This window comes from Micromonospora aridisoli, assembly GCF_056150025.1.
The window spans coordinates 157,488-178,403 of the sequence record NZ_JAXCFK010000010.1; the positions used below are offsets into that span (position 1 = coordinate 157,488).

16 protein-coding genes are annotated in these 20,916 nt (G+C 72.9%); 5 read left to right on the plus strand and 11 right to left on the minus strand.

Annotation, left to right across the window (positions count from 1 at the left end; translation table 11 throughout):
- The first annotated feature begins 2 nt into the window (after positions 1 to 2).
- The 3 genes from SM447_RS21465 (at position 3) to SM447_RS21475 (ending at position 1,798) form a co-directional block, all read left to right on the plus strand.
- Complete coding sequence (locus tag SM447_RS21465; RefSeq protein WP_474574623.1) at positions 3 to 983, plus strand: helix-turn-helix domain-containing protein; 981 nt, start codon at positions 3 to 5, stop codon at positions 981 to 983.
- Between the two features lie 68 nt (positions 984 to 1,051).
- Entirely contained in the window at positions 1,052 to 1,288 is a 237-nt protein-coding gene (locus SM447_RS21470) for a DUF397 domain-containing protein (RefSeq protein ID WP_474574624.1), read from the plus strand.
- A 237-nt stretch (positions 1,289 to 1,525) separates the two neighbouring features.
- Positions 1,526 to 1,798, plus strand: coding sequence for a hypothetical protein (locus SM447_RS21475; protein WP_474574625.1), 273 nt, complete (start codon positions 1,526 to 1,528; stop codon positions 1,796 to 1,798).
- A 127-nt stretch (positions 1,799 to 1,925) separates the two neighbouring features.
- On the opposite strand, the gene nudC is transcribed toward SM447_RS21475, so the two are convergent.
- From nudC to SM447_RS21520, 9 genes are all read right to left on the minus strand, one after another.
- Positions 1,926 to 2,879 (minus strand): NAD(+) diphosphatase, encoded by a 954-nt coding sequence (gene nudC, locus SM447_RS21480; RefSeq protein WP_474574626.1) that lies wholly within the window; start codon positions 2,877 to 2,879, stop codon positions 1,926 to 1,928.
- A gap of 76 nt (positions 2,880 to 2,955) precedes the next feature.
- Positions 2,956 to 4,299 (minus strand): M16 family metallopeptidase, encoded by a 1,344-nt coding sequence (locus SM447_RS21485; protein ID WP_474574627.1) that lies wholly within the window; start codon positions 4,297 to 4,299, stop codon positions 2,956 to 2,958.
- Positions 4,296 to 5,606 carry a M16 family metallopeptidase gene (locus SM447_RS21490; protein WP_474574628.1) on the minus strand — a complete coding sequence of 437 codons (1,311 nt, stop codon included), beginning with the start codon at positions 5,604 to 5,606 and terminating at the stop codon, positions 4,296 to 4,298. Before SM447_RS21490 ends, SM447_RS21485 begins: the two co-directional genes overlap by 4 nt.
- A 100-nt stretch (positions 5,607 to 5,706) precedes the next feature.
- Positions 5,707 to 5,889, minus strand: coding sequence for a hypothetical protein (locus SM447_RS21495; RefSeq protein WP_474574629.1), 183 nt, complete (start codon positions 5,887 to 5,889; stop codon positions 5,707 to 5,709).
- 244 nt (positions 5,890 to 6,133) lie between these two features.
- Complete coding sequence (locus SM447_RS21500; RefSeq protein WP_013735772.1) at positions 6,134 to 6,337, minus strand: cold-shock protein; 204 nt, start codon at positions 6,335 to 6,337, stop codon at positions 6,134 to 6,136.
- A gap of 230 nt (positions 6,338 to 6,567) precedes the next feature.
- The gene (locus tag SM447_RS21505; RefSeq protein ID WP_474574630.1) at positions 6,568 to 9,921 is read right to left on the minus strand and encodes an ATP-dependent helicase; all 3,354 of its coding nucleotides are present in this window, start codon (positions 9,919 to 9,921) and stop codon (positions 6,568 to 6,570) included.
- Positions 9,918 to 13,424: an ATP-dependent helicase gene (locus SM447_RS21510; protein WP_474574631.1), complete on the minus strand. Its 3,507-nt coding sequence runs from the start codon at positions 13,422 to 13,424 to the stop codon at positions 9,918 to 9,920. The genes SM447_RS21505 and SM447_RS21510 overlap by 4 nt, the downstream gene beginning before the upstream one ends.
- A 107-nt stretch (positions 13,425 to 13,531) precedes the next feature.
- Positions 13,532 to 14,077, minus strand: coding sequence for an LOG family protein (locus SM447_RS21515; protein WP_474574632.1), 546 nt, complete (start codon positions 14,075 to 14,077; stop codon positions 13,532 to 13,534).
- 3 nt (positions 14,078 to 14,080) lie between these two features.
- Positions 14,081 to 14,938: an LOG family protein gene (locus SM447_RS21520; protein ID WP_474574633.1), complete on the minus strand. Its 858-nt coding sequence runs from the start codon at positions 14,936 to 14,938 to the stop codon at positions 14,081 to 14,083.
- Between the two features lie 140 nt (positions 14,939 to 15,078).
- Here SM447_RS21520 and SM447_RS21525 point away from each other — a divergent pair, with 140 nt between their 5' ends.
- Positions 15,079 to 15,231 carry a hypothetical protein gene (locus SM447_RS21525; RefSeq protein ID WP_474574634.1) on the plus strand — a complete coding sequence of 51 codons (153 nt, stop codon included), beginning with the start codon at positions 15,079 to 15,081 and terminating at the stop codon, positions 15,229 to 15,231.
- A gap of 39 nt (positions 15,232 to 15,270) precedes the next feature.
- Here SM447_RS21525 and dapE read toward each other — a convergent pair whose 3' ends face one another.
- Positions 15,271 to 16,344 (minus strand): succinyl-diaminopimelate desuccinylase, encoded by a 1,074-nt coding sequence (gene dapE / locus SM447_RS21530; protein WP_474574635.1) that lies wholly within the window; start codon positions 16,342 to 16,344, stop codon positions 15,271 to 15,273.
- A 126-nt stretch (positions 16,345 to 16,470) separates the two neighbouring features.
- On the opposite strand from dapE, the gene dapD reads away from it, so the two are divergent.
- Positions 16,471 to 17,430 (plus strand): 2,3,4,5-tetrahydropyridine-2,6-dicarboxylate N-succinyltransferase, encoded by a 960-nt coding sequence (dapD, locus tag SM447_RS21535; RefSeq protein ID WP_474574636.1) that lies wholly within the window; start codon positions 16,471 to 16,473, stop codon positions 17,428 to 17,430.
- A 105-nt stretch (positions 17,431 to 17,535) separates the two neighbouring features.
- Here dapD and SM447_RS21540 read toward each other — a convergent pair whose 3' ends face one another.
- On the minus strand, positions 17,536 to 20,895 hold the full coding sequence (locus SM447_RS21540; protein ID WP_474574637.1) for a S8 family serine peptidase: 3,360 nt from the start codon (positions 20,893 to 20,895) through the stop codon (positions 17,536 to 17,538).
- Between the last annotated feature and the right edge of the window lie 21 nt (positions 20,896 to 20,916).

Sequence of the window (20,916 nt, forward strand, 5' to 3'; positions counted from 1 at the left end):
CTGTGCCTCCTGCCGCACCCAGCCCGATCCTGCGTCGCCGCCGGCTCGGCGGCGAACTGCGCCGCTTGCGCGAGGCTGCCGGGCTCACCGGCGATCAGGTCATCGCACGCGTCGGCTGGGCCTCCGCTTCCAAACTGTCCCGTCTGGAGAACGGTCGTAGCCGACCCGACCCGGGCGACGTCCGGGACCTGCTCGACCTGTACCACGCCGATGACGCGCTCCGGCTGGAACTGCTCGGCATCACCCACGAGGCCGGCGACATGCGTGGGTGGCTGAAGCGGTATCCGGCGATGACACAGCAGCAGCGCGGTTTCGCCGAGCTGGAGGCGGGCTGCGTCGAGATCTCCGAGTACAACCCGGTCCTGGTGCCGGGGTTGCTTCAGACCACCGGGTACGCCCGGATGCGAATCTCCTCGGCTCGGCAGGTCGACCAGGCTGCCGGCGCCCCGGAGGCCGACGAGGAGATCGAGACCGAGATCAAGGCCCGGTTGGCGCGACAGGCGGCACTAACCCGGGAGACCGACCCGCCCCGCTACACGGCGGTGCTGGAGGAGACCGCGCTCGGTCGCCGGGCCGGGCCACCGGAGGTGCTCCACGAGCAACTGGCGCAGCTCTGCGAGCTGGCCATGCTGCCGAACGTCACGCTGCACGTGCTGCCCCGGGACACCCCGATCGGCCAGTGGTACCTCCCACCGACCGCGTTTTCGGTCTATCGGTTCGCCGATCCGCTGGATCCGGAGACACTCGCCATCGAAGGCGGCTTCACCGACGTCATGTCGACCGAGGTAATCACCCTAAATCGCTATAAAGTGGTGTTCGAGTGGCTGTGCACGGCGGCACTCTCCGCAACGGACACCCTTTCCTGGCTGATGGAGTCGTCGGGACGGCTGTCCATCGCGGCGACCCCGCCCACTGTGGCGAGTGGCCCGGCAACGGCGCCGGCTCAACGCCGCAGATCGTCCGGGCGCCTGACGGACCGGTGACCGATGCCGGCCCGCCGTCGGGACGTGCGGTGCCACTCGTTCCATCGGTTCACCTCAGGAGCGCAACGATGAACGAGTTCCGCAACACACCGGCCGTCCTCGCCCAACTCGCGGGGGCGCCCTGGCGCACCAGCACCCGCAGCCAGACCTCCAACTGTGTGGAGGTCGCGCCGCTGTCCAACGGTCCCGCAGCGGTGGCGCTGCGCGACAGCAAGGACCGCGGCGGCCCCGTGCTGCTGTTCGACCGGGCGGAATGGCTGGACTTCATCTCCGGTGCCAGGAGCGGGCAGTTCGAAAAGCCCTAGCACGCGGACGTCCCGCGGGGCCGCCGGCGATCGAGCCGGCGGCCCCGTCGTCGTCAAGCCCGGCGCAGCAGGGCACGGCCTTCTCGAACACCGCGCTGAACTGGGATCGGATGATCGGTCGGGCCTGCGGACCAATGGGCGAGTTTCACTTGCTGGGACGCGGGGCGGGCGTACGATGGCGGGGTAGTGACGTGGAACTTCCACGGTTCCACCCGTCGCGACACATCGGAGACCCACATGCGGTTCCTGATCGTTCGCACCGACATCCGCGCCGCCGCCGACGCTGACATCGCGGCCGCCTGGGCCGGCGGTCAGCGGCTGCGGGACGAGACCGCCCGACCCGAGCCACGCCGCCAGGTGGTCCGCGCCGAGGACCGTGACGCCGCGCTGCTGCTGGCCCGCGCGATCGCCACCGTGGGCTCCGTGCGCTCCGGTAAGCAGCGGGTCAAGGTGCTGCCGCTGGACGACCCACGCCGCCGACGCACCGATCCGGGTGGGCCCGGCACCTGATCCACCGCCCGTCCGTCGTGGTCGACCGGCTCCCCCGCCGTGTTCCTCACCAGCCGACCACGACGGGCCCGTGTCCCCGGCCCGTGACCGCCGCGGCAACGACGGTCACGGGTCGGGGCCGCACCCTTCAGCAGTGGCCGTCGAGCCAGCGCTGCACCAGGAACAACGCGATCGACGACGCCGGGGGCAGGAGCAGGCGGACGCCGTCCGCGTCAACCGGTCGGCCGGCGAGCGCCGCCCCGATCTCCCGTCGGGAGAACCAGCGGGCATGGGCGATCTCGGCGGGATCGAGTCGCATCGGGTGCGCCGGGTCGGCGATGGCCAGGAAGCCCAGCATCAGCGAGCCGGGAAACGGCCACGCCTGGCTGCCGGCGTAGGTGATGTCGGAGACCGGGACGCCGACCTCCTCACGTACCTCGCGCAGCACCGCGGCCTCGGCCGACTCGCCCGGCTCCAGATAGCCCGCCAGGCAGGAGAACCGCCGGTGCCCCTCCCGGCTCGGCCAGGTGGCGTTGTTACCGAGCAGGCAGCGGCCATCCAGGCCGTCGACCCCGTCGTGTACGAGCACGATCATCGCCGGGTCGGTACGCGGCCACACCCGCTCGCCGGTGCGGTCCACCCGGGACCAGCCGGCCTCGTCCGCCCGGGTCGGCTCCCCGGTGACCGGGTGGTAGAGATGTCGCAGATGCCAGTTGGTCAGCGCCAGCGCCGTGGTGAACAGCCCGGCGTCACGGTCGCTGAGCAGGTGCCCGATCTCCCGCAGATGGGCCGGCCGGCTCCCCGGCATCTCCGCCAGGGCGGCGTGCACACAGAAGACCGGCACCCCGTCCGGCTCGACGCCGAGGAACATCGCACCGGCCGCGAGATCCGACGGCAGGTCGCCGGCCGTCGCCAGCACCAGGGTCGGTGCCGAGTTGTCGGTACGCACCAACGCCCGCCCACCCGCCTCGACGTCCAGGATCAGCACCCGCGCCCCGGCCCACGCCTGCGCCAGCCACTGCGGGTCGGTACGCCGGTGCGCCGCGCGGTCCAGCGTGGAACGGGCCAGCGGCGGGCTGCTCGCCGCCCCTCCCCCGCTCACGACGGCCCTCCGCCGCACCGGCCACGTCGGTGCGGCGGCAGCGTACGGCGATGACGATGCGGGCGCTGCCCCTCGGTCATGACGGGACAGGGACGGTCTCAACCGGGGCCAGCGTGGCCAGCGAGGCGCCGACCCGCTCGGCGTCGCCGAGCACGACCGTGACCGCCCGGGACGGGGCGAGATAGCGAGCCGCCACCTCGGTGACGTCGTCGACGCTCACCTTCGCCAGCCGCGCCGCGTGTTCGGCCAGGAAGTCCAGCCGCAGCCCGTTGCCGGCGTACGCGCTCACCAGCGACGCCAGCCCGGCCTGCGTGGAGATGCCGAGCTGAAGTGTGCCGAGGGCGTACTGTCTGGCCTGCTCCAGTTCGTCCACGGCCGGCGGCACCGTGGCGAGCCGGCCCAGCTCGTAACTCGTCTCCAGCAGCGCCGGTGCCGTCACCTCGGTGGCCACCTCGGCGGCGGCCACCAGCACCGACCCGGCCACCGAGTGCTCGATCAGTGAGTGCGGACCGTACGTGTAGCCCTTGTCCTCCCGGATGTTCTCCACCCAACGGGACGAGAAGTAGCCACCGAAGACCAGATTGGCCAACTGCAACGCGGCATGGTCGGGATGGGTACGCGGCACCGCCGGCAACGCCACCCGCATCGACGACTGCACCGACCCGGGCCGGTCGACCAGCAGCAGCGGACCCGGCTCCAGCGGTGGGGCGGGCGGTACGTGGGCCGCGTGCCCGGCACCGTCCCAACCGCCGAGGGCCTTCTCGGCCGCGTCCAACGCCCGCTCCGGGCGCAGGTCGCCGACCAGCACGAGCACCGCACCCGCCGGATGCACCCACTGAGCGTGCAGCGTGCGCAACGCCGCCGGACGGACGGCTCGGACCTGGTCCGGATCCGGCGTCTGCACGGCGTACGGGTGCCGGCCGAAGATCCGCCGGAGCAGTGCCGTACGGGCCAGGTGCGCCGGTTGGCTCCGGGCGACCTGGATCCCGTCGACCAGCCGGTCCCGCTCGACCCCCACCCACCCGGCCGGGTAGCTGGCCCCGGTGAGGACCTCCGCGAGGATCTCCAGCATCCGGTCCAGCCCGGTGGCCAGGCCGGCACCGGAGATCATCAGCCGGTCCGGGTCGAGCCCGGCGGAGAGCCCGCCACCGATCTTCTGCAGCTCCGCGGCGATCTGCACACTGCTCATCGTCTCCGTGCCGGAGAGCAGGGTCTGCGCGAGCAGGTGCCCCCGGGCCAGATGGGCCCGACCGAAGGGCATCCAGAGCCGCAGCTCCACCAGTGGGACCGCCGGACGGCGTACCACGATGACGGTGAGTCCGTTGCCCAGCGTCCGTTCGGCCTGCTTAGGCAGCTTGAGCCGGCGGGTCGGACCCAGCGGAGGCAACGATCGCAGACCCGGCTCACTCCTCGCACTCACCGGGCACCTCCGGGAATGACCTCGATGGACGCGCGGCGCTCCGGGCGCAGGGTGGCGGCGGCGGCCCGGACCTGCTCGTCGGTGACCTCGCCGATCAGCCTGGGCAGTTCACCGAGCAGCTCCGGCTCGCCGCGCTGCTGCTCCAGCACCGCCATCCGCAACGCACGGCCGAGCACCGCGTCGGTGTCGCGCAGCAGGTGGGTGGCCATCCGCGCCTGAGTCCGGGCCAGCTCGCCGTCGCCGAGCCCGTCGTCGGCCAGCCGATCCAGTTCCTCGTCCACGGTGCGCAGCACCTTGTCGATGTCACCACCGGGCGGCAGGTGCGCCTGGAGCAGCAACGCGGTGGGGTCACGTACGTCGAACGGATCGCCCATGAACCCGAGATAGCCGCCGACGCTGGTCACCGAGCGGTCCCGATGCACCAGCCGCTCCACCAGCCGCGACGCGTCACCGTCGGTGAGCACCTCGGCCAGCACCACGTACGGAAGGTAGGCGGCGAAATCGCCGACCGGATCGGGCACCCGCCACGCCGACGCCACCGCCGGCAGCGGGGCCAACTGGTCGGTGTACGCGGTGCGCCGCTCGGCGGTCAGGTCCGGCTCGGCGAAGTCCGGCCGGTCGGGTGCCGGACGGGCCGGTACGTCGCCGAAGTGCCGCTCGATCAGCGTGACCGCCTCGGCGGTGTCGATGTCCCCGCTGACCGCGAGCACCGCGTTGCCGCTGGCGTAGTAGCGCCGGAAGAAGTCGACGGCCTCGGCGACGGTGGCCGACTCCAGATCGTCGAAGGAGCCGTACCCGTCGTGCGCGTTGGGGAAGGTGTCGAACAGCACCGGCGGCAGGGTCAGCCAGGGAAATCCGCCGTACGGCCGGTTCAGCACGTTGACCCGGATCTCCTCCTTGACCACGTCGACCTGATTGCGCAGGTTCTCCTCGGTCAGCCGAGGGCCGCGCATCCGATCGGCCTCGAGGAACAGCGCCCGTTCCAGCGCGTTGCTCGGCAGGGTCTCGAAGTAGTCGGTGTAGTCGAGGTGGGTGGAGCCGTTGAAGGTGCCACCCGCGCCCTGCACGTGCCGGAAGTGGGCGAGCTTCTCCAGGTTCTCCGAGCCCTGGAACATCAGGTGCTCGAAGAGGTGGGCGAAGCCGGTACGTCCCTCCGGCTCCGAGCGGATGCCGACGTCGTAGACGACCGCCACCCCGATGACCGGGGCACTGCGATCGGGAGTCAGGACGACCCGTAGGCCGTTGTCGAGGGTGAACCGCTCGACCGGATACCTCGTCGCTGGAATTCTCGCTCTGCGGGTCGGCACGGATCCGACCCTAACGTCTCGGCGCGCCCGCCGACGCCGGGGCACGAGGAAGCGCAGTTCGGTCAGCCCTGCGCGCGAGCACCCGGCCGGGCTCCGCCCGTCAGCCGGACGCGTTCCCCGGATGGTCCGTCGGCACTGGCCCGTGCAGATCCACCAGGCCGGACGGGGCGGAGCCACCCGGCGTGACCGGCCACGGCCCGAACGCCACGGCCGTGGCCAGCACCAGCCCGACGACCGCGACCGCGATCACCAGGAGAAGCTCACGCGCCGCCGAGCCCACCATGGTCGTCCTCCCCGCACCGCACATGAGCCCCCCGGCTCATCCCCCGCGACCAGGGTTGCCGAGCCGGAACAGGATGACAGTCGCCCACCCGACGGTCGGGCGGCTGATTGCCGACTCAGTGGTGCGTCACCCCGAGCAGCGTCCGCCGTACCCCGGCGCGCCGGCCCGGAGAACACGGACGGCCGGGTCGCCGCGGTGCGCAGTCGCACGGCGGTGACCCGGCCGATACCGGGTGACCCGAGGGTCAGAGCGGACGGATGTTCTCCGCCTGCGGGCCCTTCTGGCCCTGCACGACCTCGAACTCCACGCGCTGGTTCTCGTCGAGGCTGCGGTAGCCGGAGGACTGGATCGCCGAGAAGTGGGCGAAGACGTCAGCGCCGCCGCCGTCCGGGGTGATGAAGCCGAAGCCCTTGTCAGCGTTGAACCACTTGACGGTGCCAATAGCCATGCTTGTTTCGTCTCCTTGACGGAACGTCAACCCCGCACCTGTTGCGGGGTCGAAAGAGGGTTGTCCCAGGCGAAACTGCCCGAAACGCCTGTCGCCGCTGGTCGCCCCGCCCGGAGAACCCGGACATGACAAAGAGCGCCTGGGGCCACAATCCGCCAGGCGCAAACAGAGCTGGTAACCAAAACTGCAACGGAGGAACCCTACCACGGATCCGGCGCCACGCCAGTGCCTCAGGACGACTCGGGAACCGACCTGATCAGCCCGGTCAGCCCGGCGACGTCGAGCAGATCCGCCGGCCGGACCGTCACCCCGTCCCGGACGTAGTGGAACGCCGCGCCGACCCGGTCCACCGACACCCCGGCCAGTTCCGCCCAGGCCAACCGGTAGACCGCCAGCTGCACCGCGGCCACCTCGGCGGCGGCTCCCTCCGGCCGGGCGCCCGTCTTCCAGTCGACCACGTCGAAACGGTCGCCGGGACGACGGAACACCGCGTCCATCCGGCCGCGGACCACCACGCCGTCGATCACCGTGGCGAATGGCACCTCCACCTCGACCGGCGTACGGTCCGCCCACTCGCTGGCCAGGAAGCGTCGCTGAAGCTCGGCCAGTTCCTCGTCCGGCGCGGCGTCGGCATCCGCCGCTCCCGGCAGCTCATCGGTGTCGAGCAGCCGATCCGCCCCGAACCGCTGTTCCAGCCAGGCGTGGAACGCGGTGCCCCGACGGGCGTACGGGTTCGGCTCGGTCGGCATCGGCCGGCGCAGCGCCCGGGCCAGGGCCGCCGGATCTCGGCGCAACGCGACCAGCTGCGTCACCGACAGCTGCTCCGGCAGCGCCACCTCCACCGGGCCGGCGAGCCGGCTCAACTCCGCCCGCTCGGCCAGCAGCAGGTCGGCCTCGCTCCGCCACCTGGCCACCTCCGGATCCGAGTCCGCCTCGTCGTCCGGTCGGGCCTCGTCGCCGTCGGTCAGGAAACGGCGTACCAACGCGGCCGCCTCGGCCAGCGCGGGACGGCGGGGACCGAGGGGATCCGCCGGCCACTCGGCCCGCAGCACCACCTCGGAGGTCGGATTGACCGCGTCCGGTGCCGGCTCCGGGGTCCACTCGTCGACCAGGTGACCGGCCCCGGCGTCCAGACCGGCATCGTGCACCTCGCGCAGGAACGCCGACGGGCCGCGCGGTCGCTTGGTGCCCTCACCCCACCAGTGACCGGAGCAGAGCAGCAGGCGGCGCGGCCGGGTCACCGCCACGTACGCCAACCGCCGCTCCTCCCGCTCGTCGTGGACCCGCCAGGCGTCGGTGAAGTCCTCCACCGCCCGGGCCACCCCGCGCTGGTCGTCCGCCTCGACCAGGTCCAACTCGGGCAGCCCGTCGGCGTCTCCCCGCAGCGGGAACGGCAGCACACCCAGGCCGCCGAGCCAGTGATCCGAGTTGCGGACCGGCCCCGGCCACACGCCACGGCTGAGCCCCGCCACCGCCACCACGTCCCACTCCAGCCCCTTGGCGGCGTGCGCGGTGAGGATCTGCACCGCCCCCTCGACCACCTCGACCTCGCCCGGCGCGAGTCCCCGCTCCTCGTCCTCGGCGGCGGCGAGGTAGGCCAGGAAACCGGCGAGCGTGGCGGCCGGTGACTCCCCGCTGAACCGGGCCGCCACGTCGCCCAGCGCGTCCAGGTGGCCCCGGGCCAGGCCGGCGTCACCGGCACCGTCGCGGCCGGCGCGCACCGCCACCTCCACGTCCAGCCCGGTGGTCCGCTCCACGTCCGCGATCAGTTCCGGCAACGACTGGTCCAGCCGGTAGCGGAGCAGGCCCAGTTCCCGGGCGTACGCCCGCAGCCGCGCGTACCCCTCGGCCGAGTACGCCTGCGCGGGCCCCAGATCGGCCAGCGCCTCCACCAGGGTCGCCTCGTCGAGGCGGTCGGGAGTGATCTCCGGAGTGCCGTCGTCGGCGAGCCGTCGGCGAGCCGCCGCGATGGCGCGGGCCCGGCGGTGCAGGGCCACCAGGTCCCGTGGCCCGATCCGCCACCGCGCGCCGGTCAGCAGGCGCAGCAGCGCCGCCCCGTCGGTCGGGTCGGCCAGCACGCGCAGCGTGCAGACCACGTCACGTACCTCCGGGGTGTCCAGCAGCCCGCCCAGCCCGACCACCTCGACCGGCAAACCACGGTCGCGCAGAGCCGCGGCGATCGCCGGGATCTGGCTGCGCAACCGGACCAGCACCGCCGTGGTCGGGCGTCGGGTGACCGGGATCTGTTCCGGCAGCACGCCCGGAGTACCGGCCGCGCCCCGCCACGCGGCCAGTAGGCTGTCGGCGATCCAGCCGGCCTCGTCTGCGTACGTCGGCAGCAGCGCGCAGTGCACGGTGCCGGCGGCGGCCCCGCGCGGGCTGCGGTGCGGGATCGGCTCGTCGACGCCGAGTGCGGCGTGCAGCTCGGGCACCTGGGCACCGGCCGCGCGCAGCGGCGTGGCCAGGGCGTTCGCCACGGCGAGGATCTCGGGGCGGTTACGCCAGCTGGTGGTCAGCCCGAGCACCCGCGCCGGCCCGCCATCGACGCGGGCGAATTCGGTCGGGAAGCGTTCCAGCGTGCCGGCGCTGGCTCCCCGCCAGCCGTAGATGGACTGGCATGGGTCACCCACCGCGGTCACCGGATGCCCGCCGCCGAACAACGCGCCGAGCAGCACCACCTGGGCGTGGCTGGTGTCCTGATACTCGTCGAGCAGCACCACCCGGTAGCGGCTGCGCTCGATCTCACCGACGCCGGGGTGGTCCCGGGCGACCCGGGCCGCCCGGGCGAGCTGGTCGGCGAAGTCCATCGCCTCGAAGTCGTCCTTACGGCGGGCGTACGCGCGCACCAGCGGCAGCAGCTTCAACCGGGTCTGCTGGAGGGCGAGGGCTTTGCGTACGCCGGCGTAGATCCGCCCGGGGCGGGACTGCACGTCGGCGAAGAACCGACCGGTCCAGGCGGCCAGCTCGTCCGGCTTCACCAGATGCTCGTCCAGCTCGCCGGCGAGCGCCAGTACCGCGTCGGTGACGGTGCTGGGCATCCGGTCCACCTCGGACATGTCCCCGTCGTAGTTGCGCACGATGAGGTCGACCAGCTGCCAGCGGGACGCCTCGGTCAACAACCGCGTGGCGGGCTCGTAGCCGGCGCGCAGGCCGTGCTCGGTGACGATCCGCCCGGCGTACGAGTGGTAGGTGGCCACCGTCGGCTCTCCGGCGAGTGGGTCGTCGAGCGGGTTCCGCTCGCGTCGGCCCAACCGGCGAACCAGTTGGTCGAGCCGGACGCGCACCCGGTTCGCCAGCTCACCGGCGGCCTTGCGGGTGAAGGTGAGACCGAGCACCTGTTCCGGCCGGACGTACGAGTTGGCCACCAGCCAGACCACCCGGGCGGCCATCGTCTCGGTCTTGCCCGAGCCCGCGCCGGCGACCACCAGCAGCGGCTCCACCGGCGCGGAGATGATCGCCGCCTGTTCCCGGGTGGGGGCCGGCAGCCGGAGCAGCTTGGCCAGTTCCACCGGCGTGTACCGGGGACCGGCGTCAGCCGCGCGGGGTGCAGGTGGCGTGGACTCGAACAGGGCGGGCTGGGTCACGGTTCGACCACCTGCCGCCCCTGCCCGGAGACCGGGCAGCTGGTGCGCACCGGGCACACCCGACACTTCGAGTTGGCGACGGCCGCGAAGGTCGAGGCGGCCATCGTGTCGGCGGTACGACGGACCAGCGCGGTCGCCCAGCCGGCCTCCGGGCCGTCGGTGGTCGGCGGCTGGGACTGCTCCCGGGCGTCCTTCGCGGCGGTGCCGAGCTGCACCAGCGCCGCCCCGCCGGGTTCGTCGCCGAACTCGGCGAACGCGCCCGCCTCCACCGCCGCCTGGTACGCACCCAGCTGCGGATGCTCGGCCACCTCGCCTTCGGTGACGGCGGTGGACTTGCCGGTCTTCAGGTCGACCACCACCAGCCGACCGTCGGCGTCGACCTCCAGCCGGTCCACCCGGCCGGTCAACTCGACCGGTCGATGCGGGTCGTCGAGGCGGACCGCGAACTCGTGCTCGATGGCGAGCAGCCGGCGCGGGTTCGCGGCCAGCCAGCGCAGCAGCTTGTCGACCATCGCCTCGGCACGGGCCTGCTCCGGCCCGACCATCCACCGCGCGGCCAGCTCGATGGCATCGAAGCGGGCGGCCACGTAGTCCAGCAGGGTTCCGCGGTCGGCGCTGGCGTCCTCGGCGAGCATCGCCGCCGCGTGCACCAGGTTGCCGACGCCCTGCGCGGTGCCGGTCGGCGCGCTGCCACCGTGCCGTTCCAGCAGCCAGCGCAGGCTGCACCGCAGTGCGCTCTCCATCGCCGACGGGGTCACCCGCACCGGCTCGCCGTCGTCGACCAGTGGCCGGTCGTCGGAGAGCGGTCGCAGCCCCCACCAGTCGTCGGGGTGCGCGCCGGACACCCCGGCGGCGGCCAGCCGGGCCAGCTCCGCCGCCGCCGCGCGCCGCCGGTTGACCGGTGCCGACGGGTCGACGACCGCGGTACGCAGCTCCGCCACCAACGCGGGCAGCGTGAGTGCCCGGGGCGGCCGGCTCAACGGCAGCCGGGCCGGCGCGGGACCCTCGCCCCCGGCCTCACCCGCCGGACCGCCGTCGTCCGGGACACGATCCGCCGAGGTGCCACCGGGCTGCGGCTCGTCCGGTGGCCGGGTCGGCGACGGCGGACCGGCGGGACCGCCGGAGGCGTCTTCCGGGCCGTCGGTGGGGCCCAGCTCGTACAGGAAGCGGCTGGGTTGCTCCTCGTGGTCGTCGCCGCCCACGGACGCGGAGGCGACCGCGCTGACCAGCAACCGCCGCCGGGCCCGGGTCACCGCGACGTGGAACAGCCGCCGCTCCTCGTCGAGCAGGGCGGAGGTCTGCCCCACCAGGTTGGCCACCGCGGCCGCGTCATCCGCGCGGCCGGCCAGCACGTCGACCAGGCGCTCCGAGCCGAGCAGGCTGCCGCGCAGCCGCAGGTCAGGCCAGACGCCCTCCTGCACCCCGGTCACCGCGACCAGGTCCCACTCCAGACCCTTGGCGGCGTGCGCGGTGAGCAGTCGCACGGCGTCACCCCGGTCGGCGGTCGGTGCGAGCGTGTCGGCCGGCAGTTCCTGACCGAGCACGTGGTCGAGGAAGACCTCGGTACGCGCACCCGGCAGGCGGTCGGTGAACCGGGCCGCGGCGTCGAACAGAACCAGCACGGCGTCCAGGTCACGGTCGGCTGCCTCGGCCCGGCGACGTCGAGCGAGATCACCCTCGCCCGCCACGTTCGGGCCCCGGCTGAGCGCGGCCGACCACAGCTCGGCCAGCCCACTGGCCCGCCAGACCGCCCAGAGGACCTCCTCGACGGTGGCGCCCGGTCGGCCGGCCGCCTCCCGGGCGACGGCCAGCAGCCCGGCCACCGTCTGGGCGGGCTCGGCCCAACGCCGCTCGACCCCGGCGAGCTCGGCCGGATCGCTCAGGGCCTCGATGATCAGCTCGCCGGAGGGACGGCGGTCCCCCCGGGCCAGGGCGAGGGCCCGCAGGCCCTGCCGCAGCCGCCGTTCGGCCAGCGGGTCGGCGCCACCGAGCGGTGAGTGCAGCAGCGCGACCGCGGCCTCCTCGTCGAGCCGCTCCGGCTCCAGCGCGCAGCGCAGCAGGAGCAGCAGCGGCGCGACCGCCGGTTGCAGGTGCAGCGGAAGATCCTCGCCGTGCACCACGGTCGGCACGCCGGCCGCGTGCAGTGCCCGACGCAGCCCGGGCAGCTGCCGGGCGGTGGAACGGACGAGCACCGCCATCCGCGCCCACGGCACCCCGTCGAGCAGGTGTGCCGCCCGCAACGCGTGCGCCAGCCAGGCCGCCTCGCTGGTGGTCGAGGAGAACGTGCGTACCTCCACCGTGCCCGGTGGCGCGTCCGGCAGCGGGTGCAGTCGCCGGTGTGCCGCTGGTCCGCGCAGCCGTCGGGCCAGCCGGCTGGTGGCGGCCAGCAGTCGCTCGCCCGCCCGGTAGCTGGTGGTCAGCAGCACCTGCGCGGCGGGCGCGCCCGAGGCCGTGCGGAACCGGTGCGGGAAGGCCGTCACGCCGCCCGGGTCGGCACCTCGGAAGGCGTACGTCGAGGAGTCGGGATCGGCGAAGGCGACCAGGGGAAGCCCGCCGCCGGCCACCGTGCTCAGCAGCTCCAGCTGCGCGGGGTCGGTGTCGGCGAGCTCGTCGACGTAGACGTACGCCAGCCGACGCCGCTCGGCGGCGAGCAGCTCCGGATCGTCCCGCAGCATTCCGGTGGCGGCCCGGACCAGCTCCGCCGGATCGTAGGCGACGGAGCCCCGGTTGGCCACGTCGCGCAGGGCCAGCACGGCGACGTACTGCCGCAGGAACCGGGCGGCGGCCGGCCAGTCGGCGCGGCCCAGCCGCTCACCGAGCCGGGCCAGCTCGACGGGACCCACCCCCCGCTCGGCGGCGCGCATCAGCAGGTCGCGCAGTTGGGCGGCGAACGCCCGGGTACGCAGTGCCGGCCGCAGGTCCTCCGGCCAACCGACCGGGTCGTCGTCAGGCTCCGCGCCGACCACGTCCAGCAACTCCCGGATGATCAGATCCTGCTCCGGGCCGGTGAGGAGCCGGGGCGACGGCTCGCCGCGCTCGGCGGCGGCACGTCGTAGCAGACCGAAGGCGTACGCGGGGAAGGTGCGCACCAGCGGCTCGCGCAGCACCCGCTGCCCGGTCGCGGCGATCCGCGCCTCGATCCGGTGTCGCAGGTCAGCGGCGCCACGCCGACTGAAGGTGAGCACCAGGATCCGTTCCGGGTCGACGCCCTCGCCGACCCGGGCGGCGACCGCCTCGACCAGGGTCCGGGTCTTCCCGGTGCCTGGTCCACCCAGGACGAGCATCGGTCCGGCCGTGTGGCCGACGACCTCGGCCTGCCGCGGATCCACCCGATCGGCGATCTCCGGGTGGCCGGTGCCGTCCGGGGTGGCGTGGCCGGGGACCGCCGGGTCGATGTGGTCGGGGACCGTCCCGGGGTGGGCCGCGTCCGGGTGCGACCCGGCGGACGGGTCACTCCCCTCGGTCGGCCCGGCGGGCCGACGCACCAACCGGTACGCCTGCATCCCGCCATCCCATCACGTCCCTGCGACACCACCAGACCCGCCACACCCTCCCGTGACATGCGGCAAGTGGGGACGGCCCGGGCTCCGGGGACGGCCTCCCGACGGACTCAGGTGAGGTGGGATTCGAGGAGGTCGAGGGCGCCGGGGACGGTGTCGGCCAGCCGGAGCAGGTCGAAGCCGGCGGGCTTGAGAAATGTCTGCTCGGTCAGGTTGCGCAGCCAGTCCAGCAGCGGGCCGTAGAAGCCGTCGGTGTCGACCAGCACCATCGGCTTGTGGTGCAGGGCGAGCGTCGCGGTCGTCCAGACCTCGAAGAGTTCGTCGAGGGTGCCGAGCCCGCCGGGGAGGGTGAGAAAGGCGTCCGACTTCTCGATCATGAGAATCTTCCGGCTGGCCATCGAGTCGGTGACCAGTAGTTCGTCGGAGGCGAGGTCGGCGACCTCCAGGTCGACCAGCGCCTGCGGGATGACGCCGATCGTGCGACCACCCGCAGAGCGGGCGCCGTCGACCAGCGCACCCATCATCCCGACACAACCGCCACCGCTCACCAGCGTGTGCCCGCGTCGGGCGATCTCCGCACCGGTTTCGGTCGCCAGATCCAGCCAGCGCTGGTCGAGCGTGCGCGACGAGGCGCAGAACACGCAGACCGCGGCCACCGGTCAGCGTCCCGTGGGGTCGTCGGTCACGGTCGACCCGTTGGCGGCGGCCTGCTGGTCGGCGGCGGTCCGGGCGACCGCCTCCTCGCGTACGGTCTCCTGCTCGACGTTGAGGGCGGCCTCAGCCTCGACGATGTGCCGCACCGCCGCGGCCACGTCGTCGGTGACGCAGATCAGCTCCAGGTCAACCGGGCCGATCTTGCCTTCGGCGGCCATGGTGTCGCGCAACCAGTCGAGCAGGCCCTGCCAGTAGTCCGCACCCATCAGCACCACCGGAAACCGGGTGACCTTCCCGGTCTGCACCAGAGTGAGCGCCTCGAAGAGTTCGTCCATGGTGCCGAAGCCGCCGGGCAGCACCACGAACGCCTGGGCGTACTTGACGAACATCGTCTTGCGGGCGAAGAAGTAGCGGAAGTCGATGGCCAGGTCGACCCACTCGTTGATGCCCTGCTCGAAGGGGAGCTCGATGCCGAGACCGACGGACTGGCCACCCGCCTCGCTCGCCCCCCGGTTGGCCGCCTCCATCACCCCGGGACCGCCGCCGGTGATCACCGCGTAACCGGCCCGAGCCAGCGCCGCGCCCAGCGCCTCGGCGAGCTGGCACTCCGGGCTGTCCGGCTTGCTGCGCGCCGAGCCGAAGACACTGACCGCCGGGGGCAGGTCGGCAAGGGTGTCGAAGCCCTCCACGAACTCGGAGAGGATGCGCAGCGCCCGCCAGGCGTCCTTGGTCTTCCAGTCGGCCCGCGCCCGGGAATCCAGCAGCCGCTGGTCCGCAGTGCTAGTGGTGATCGACTGGCGACGGAGTGTGACGGCGCCGCGATGCCGCTCCTGTCCTCGTTCGCGCCCGCTGCTCTGGGTCATGCAAGCAACCGTAGTGGAGTCCGGCCGGAGAACCCGGCAAACACTTCGTGATCTTGTGCAACCAAATCGCTTTCCCGTACGTCTTACTATTCACATACCGGGTATGCCCCGGCGCGCGGGCTTCGGGGGAGGGAGACAGCGTGATCAACAACAACGAGCGGATCCGGATTCGTCGCCAGATGCAGCGGCGCATCCGGGACGTGGTGGCCGAGCGCCGCCGCGCCCGCCTGCTCGAGAACCCGCCCGAACCGCCGGCCGAACCCGGTGCCGAATCCCACCTGACCGCCGTCTGACCGTCGCGGCACGGTCGATCGCGGCACCGCCTCCCGTGGTCAGGCCGGGGCGAGCCAACGGTGCAGCGTGGCCGCGCCATCGCGGATCTTGCTGATCTCCACGTGCTCGTCCGGGTGGTGGGCCAGGTTCGGATCGCCCGGCCCGAAGTTCAACGCCGGGATGCCCATCGCCGCGAACCGGGCCACATCGGTCCAGCCCAGCTTGCCGATCGGCGCGGCACCCACCGCCGTCAGGAACTCCCGCGCGGGCGCGGCCTCCAGCCCCGGCAGGGCACCGGCCGCGGAGTCGGTCACCGTCAACTCGTAGTCCGTGAAGACCTCGCGCAGGTGCGCCTCGGCCTGCGCGGGCGTACGGTCCGGCGCGAAGCGGTAGTTGACCTCGATCTCGCACCGGTCCGGCACCACGTTGCCGGCCACCCCGCCGTGGATGCCGGTCGCGTTCATGCCCTCCCGGTACTCGCACCCGTCGATGGTCACCCGCCGCGCCTGGTACGACGACAGACGGCGGAGCACTTCGCCGGCACCGTGAATCGCGTTGACGCCGTGCCAGGAGCGGGCCGAGTGGGCCCGGACCCCGGTGGTCACCACCTTCGCCCGGATGGTGCCCTGACAGCCGGCCTCGACGATGCCGTACGTCGGTTCCAGCAGCAGCGCGAAGTCGGCCTCCAGCCACTCCGGGTACGCCTGCGCCACCAGGTGCAGCCCGTTGTACCTCGACTCGATCTCCTCGGCCTCGTAGAAGAGGTACGTCACGTCGTAGCGCGGCTCGGGCAGGGTCGTCGCGAGATGCAGCGCGAAGGCGACCCCCGACTTCATGTCCGAGGTGCCACAGCCGTACATCAGGTCCCCGCGCAGCGTCGACGGGAAGTTGTTGTTCAGCGGCACCGTGTCCAGGTGCCCGGCCAGCACCACCCGGGAGGCCCGCCCCAGGTCGGTGCGGGCCATCACCGTGTTGCCGTGCCGGTAGGTGGTCAGGTGCGGCACCACCCGCAGGACCTCCTCCACGCAGTCGGCGATGGCCTTCTCGTTGAGGGACACGGACTCGATGTCGACCAGCGCGCGGGTCAACGCCACCGGATCGGCGAGGACCTCGGGGGTAAGCGGGTTCTCCATGGTCCGCACGGTACCGTCACAACCGGCGCCCGCGAGACGCGAGCCCTTCGGCGCAGCGCGAGGAGCGCCTACGGGCCCGCCGTCGCGAGCAGCAGCCAGCCCAGATGGGAAACGAGGGGTGAGTAAGTGACGTCCACACAATCCGCGTGGGGCATCGGCCTGGCCACCGTCACCGCCGAGGACCAGGTGCTCGACACCTGGTACCCGACCGGCAAGCTGGGCCTCGGCGAGCTGCCACTGGTCGCCGGTGAGGACGAGGCCGACGTGCTGGACCTGCCGCCGGGCGCGATCGGCGACCGGGCCCTGCCGGGTCTGCGTACCGTCCAGGTGGTCACCGTCATCGGTTCGCTGGACGACCCGATCAAGGACGCGGCCGACGCGTACCTGCGGCTGCACCTGCTCTCCCACCGCCTGGTGCGGCCCAACGAGATCAACCTCGACGGCATCTTCGGCAAGCTGGCCAACGTGGCCTGGACCTCCGCCGGGCCGTGCCCGCCGGAGCGGGTGGACGAACTGCGGGTCATCGAGCGGGCCGCCGGCCGCCACCTCGGGGTGTACGGGGTGGACAAGTTCCCCCGGATGACCGACTACGTGGTGCCCTCCGGTGTGCGGATCGCCGACGCCGACCGCGTCCGGCTCGGCGCACACCTGGCCTCCGGCACCACGGTCATGCACGAGGGCTTCGTCAACTTCAACGCCGGCACGCTGGGCGCCTCCATGGTCGAGGGGCGCATCGTGCAGGGCGTGGTGGTGGGCGACGGTTCGGACATCGGCGGCGGCGCCTCCATCATGGGCACCCTCTCCGGCGGCGGCACCGACAAGGTGCGCATCGGTGAGCGCAGCCTGGTCGGTGCCAACGCCGGTGTCGGTATCTCGCTCGGCGACGACTGCGTGATCGAGGCGGGGTGCTACATCACCGCCGCCTCGAAGATCAGTCTGCCGGACGGTCGGGTCGTCAAGGCGCGCGAGCTGTCCGGGGTCGACGGGCTGCTCTTCTGGCGCAACTCGGTCACCGGCGCGTTGGAGGCCCGCCCCCGTACCGGCCGGGGTATCGAGCTGAACGCCGCCCTGCACGCCAACGACTGACATGAAAGGAGGGGCCCCTTCCTAACGCCTCGTGTATAGGAAGGGGCCCCTCCAATCACCCGGGTGGTGGGCCCGACGCCACGGCGCCGGGCCCACCGGTGCGGCTCACCGCAGGCGGTACGCCTGGATGATCCGCTGGGTGACGGTGTTTCCGGCGGTGTCGCGGGCGGTGGCCCGCAGCGACACGTGGCCGGAGCCACGCGGGTGCTGCACGGTGGCCTCCCAGCCGCTGCCGACCTTGCGCAGCTTGGCGCGCTGCCAGCTCTTGCCGCCGTTGTAGGAGACCTCGACGGTCAGCGCCGCCGTCTTCGCCCCCGCCGCGCCGGGCTGGCGCTGCACCGCGACCGGAATCACGAAGGACCGGCCGGCCGGTGCCGCGTTCCGTTCGTCCAGCTTCGGCGCGAACCGGATCACCGAGGCGGGCAGCCGCACCGGATCGTCGCCCCGGGCGTGCCGGGACCGGAACGTCCAGGTGGCGGCGACCTCGGTGCTCAGGTCGGTGAAGCTGCGCTTCGCCGAGGTTTCCAGCCGGTACCTGGCGGATCCGGCGGGCACCTCGAACTGACCCCAGCCGTGGTCGGCGATCTCATCGACCAGCTTGCCGTTGCGGTACAACGCGGTACGCGAGACGTCGGCCAGCGAATGACCCTGGTGTGCCGCCGCGTCGCTGTACATGGGCACGGCCAGGGTGATCAGGTCGCCCTGCCGGGTCAGACCCTCGTCCGGCCAGCGTGGGGTCCGGAACGACGGCCCGTAGGGCGCGGCGCTCCACACGTCCCGGTAGGTCCGCCCACCCCGGTACGCCGCCGGCTCCGACGACGCCAACAGGGCCACCGGTTCGAGCCACGGCACGTCATCGCTCCGGGTGCCGAACCACAGATCGGTCTCCCAACGCACCCCCTTGGTGTTGTAGTACTCCACCCGGTGCCCGGGCACCTCGACGGGCAGTATCGCCGCCCAGCCGCCCAGGTCGGGCTCGATGACGGCGAAGGCCGACCGCTCGGCGACCGTCCCCGGGTAGCCGTCCCGGAACGTCTGCTTGACGGTGGCCAGGTCACTGCCGCGGTAGTGCTTGGTCAACCCGTTGGGCATCCGACCCGGAACCATCTCGGCGAGGGCGTAGAAGTACCGGCTGCTGGCCGCCTCCAGGTCGGCGAACTGGCTGGTGAAGCCGGCGATGAAGTGGTCCGCCGAGGTCCGCCGCCCGATCTGCCCGGCGAGGACCCCGTCGAAGTCGTCGGCGACCACGCTGAACCCGGCTCCCCACTCGTCGGCCAGGAAGGTCGCGTCGACGGTGACCAGCGCCGGCGTCGCCGACCGGTCCGGCACGGTCATCCGCACCGGTCCCGCCGTGCGGGTGTCGACGGTGACCTTGGTGTCCTTCTTCACCACCAGCTCCGGCCGGGCCATCAGCGCCACGCTCTCGCTGTCCAGGTCGAGCACGAAGCTCGCCAGCCCGTAGCGGCCCTTGGGCACGCGCACCTCGGCGGTGCCGTCCGGGTCGTACGCCCAGAGGTCGACGTACTCGTCCAGCCCGACCACGATCGTCACGTAGTCGTCCGGAACCCCACCACCGCGACCCACGTGGCGCAGGGTCAGGTTGTAACTCTCCACCTCCTTGTTGACCGCCATCGGGGTGGTGGCCAGCAGGTCGCCGGAGCGGGCGACGATCCGGCCGGTGTAGTGGCCGTCCGGGCTGTCGACGCTGGTGTCGACGGTGACGGTGGTCGACGCCGTACCGCCCGCCGGCACCTGGACCGACTCCGCACCCAGCGTGAAGATGCCCGCCGCCGCCGGTTGCCCGTCCGGTCCGGTCGCCTCGACGCTGAGGTCCAGCGTGAGCGGCGTGGAGCCGGTGTTGCGCCAGGTCACCTCGCGCTGGATCGGCTCGTCGTCGTCGTGCGGCCAGAGCGTCCGGCCGAACGAGACGCTCGCCGGCTCGCTCACCACCGACTGGGTGATGGCCCGCGCCACGTCCACCCGGCCGGCACCCTGCTGGTACGCGGTCAGCTCCGGATGTGGCCGGGCCGAGGCCATCAGGGTGGCCTTGAGCTGGTCGGCGGTGGCGTCGGTGAGCTGCTGGGCGAGCAGCGCCGCCGCGCCGGCGACGTGCGGGGCCGACATCGAGGTGCCGGAGAGCGAGACGTACTGCTCGCCGACCGGGTCACCGAGTTCCGTGCCCTGCCCCCGGGCGGCCACGATGTCCACTCCCGGGGCGGTGATGTCCGGCTTCAGCGCGTCGTCGCCGACCCGCGGGCCCCGGCTGGAGAAGTCGGCGAGCTGGTCGTCCCGGTCGACCGCGCCGACGGCGAGCGCCGCGTCGGCGCTGGCCGGCGAGCCCACCGTGCCGGTCCCCCCGGCGTTACCGGCGGAGATCACGAAGAGGGCGCCGGTCTGCTCGGTCAGCGTGTTGACCGCCTCCTCCAGCGGGTCGACCTCCGGGGTGTCCATCCCGCCGAGGCTGAGGTTGACCACATCGGCCTGCGCCTCGGTGGCGGCCCACTCCATACCGGCCAGGATGGCGGACTCGGTGCACCCGTACTCCTCGCAGACCTTGCCGGAGAGCAGGGTCGCGTCGGGGGCCACACCTCGGTTGCGACCGCCGGAGGCGGCACCGCTGCCCGCGATGATCGAGGCGACGTGGGTACCGTGCCCCACGGTGTCGCCCGGATTCGTCTCCTCGGTGAAGTTCCGCGCCTCGGCGACCCGGCCACTCAGGTCGGGGTGCGCGGCGTCGACGCCGGTGTCCAGCACCGCGACGCGTACCCCCTGACCGGTGTAGCCGGCCTGGTAAGCGGCGGGCGCGCCGATCTGCGGCACGCTGTGTTCCAGCGTCAGCTGTCGCCGGCCGTCGAGCCAGATCCGCTCGACACCCCCCGCCGCGTCGAACCGGGCAGCGCCGCCACCGGCGACCGCGGCCCAGAGCTGGCCCGTCTCTTGCTTGTCGGCGGTGGCCGCGACACCACCGATGGCCGCCAGGTCACGGGTGACGGTCACCCCGTCGGGCGCGCCCGCCCGCCGGGCGGCCGGCCCGTAGGTCATGAGCAGCGGCAGGTGGTCACGCCGCGCGTCGTCGTAGCCGGCGGCGATCAGTCCGGCCACGTCGAAGAGTCGGCGGTCGACCCGCCCGTCCCGGATCAGCGGCAGGGCGTCCTGCGGCACCACCCAGAGGTGGTCCCGCTGCCGCTGGGTGAGGAAGCGGATGCCCTCCCGGCCTTCGGCCGGGCGTACGCTCGCCCCGTTCGCGGTGACCGTGACCCGGTCACCGGTGAGCAGGGTGACGGTGGCCGGTGCCGGGCCGCCGCCCGGTTGGCCCGTCGTGGCCTGGGTCGGTGGGGCCGCCGTCGGCGGGGCCGGTGCGGCCGTGGCCGCCGCCGGTACGCCGAGCATCAGACCCAACACGAGTCCGATGGCGGTCACTTTGCTCCTTCGTCGCAACTGAATCCTCCTTTGGAGCGTCTTCATCGATGAGAGGCACATCGACTC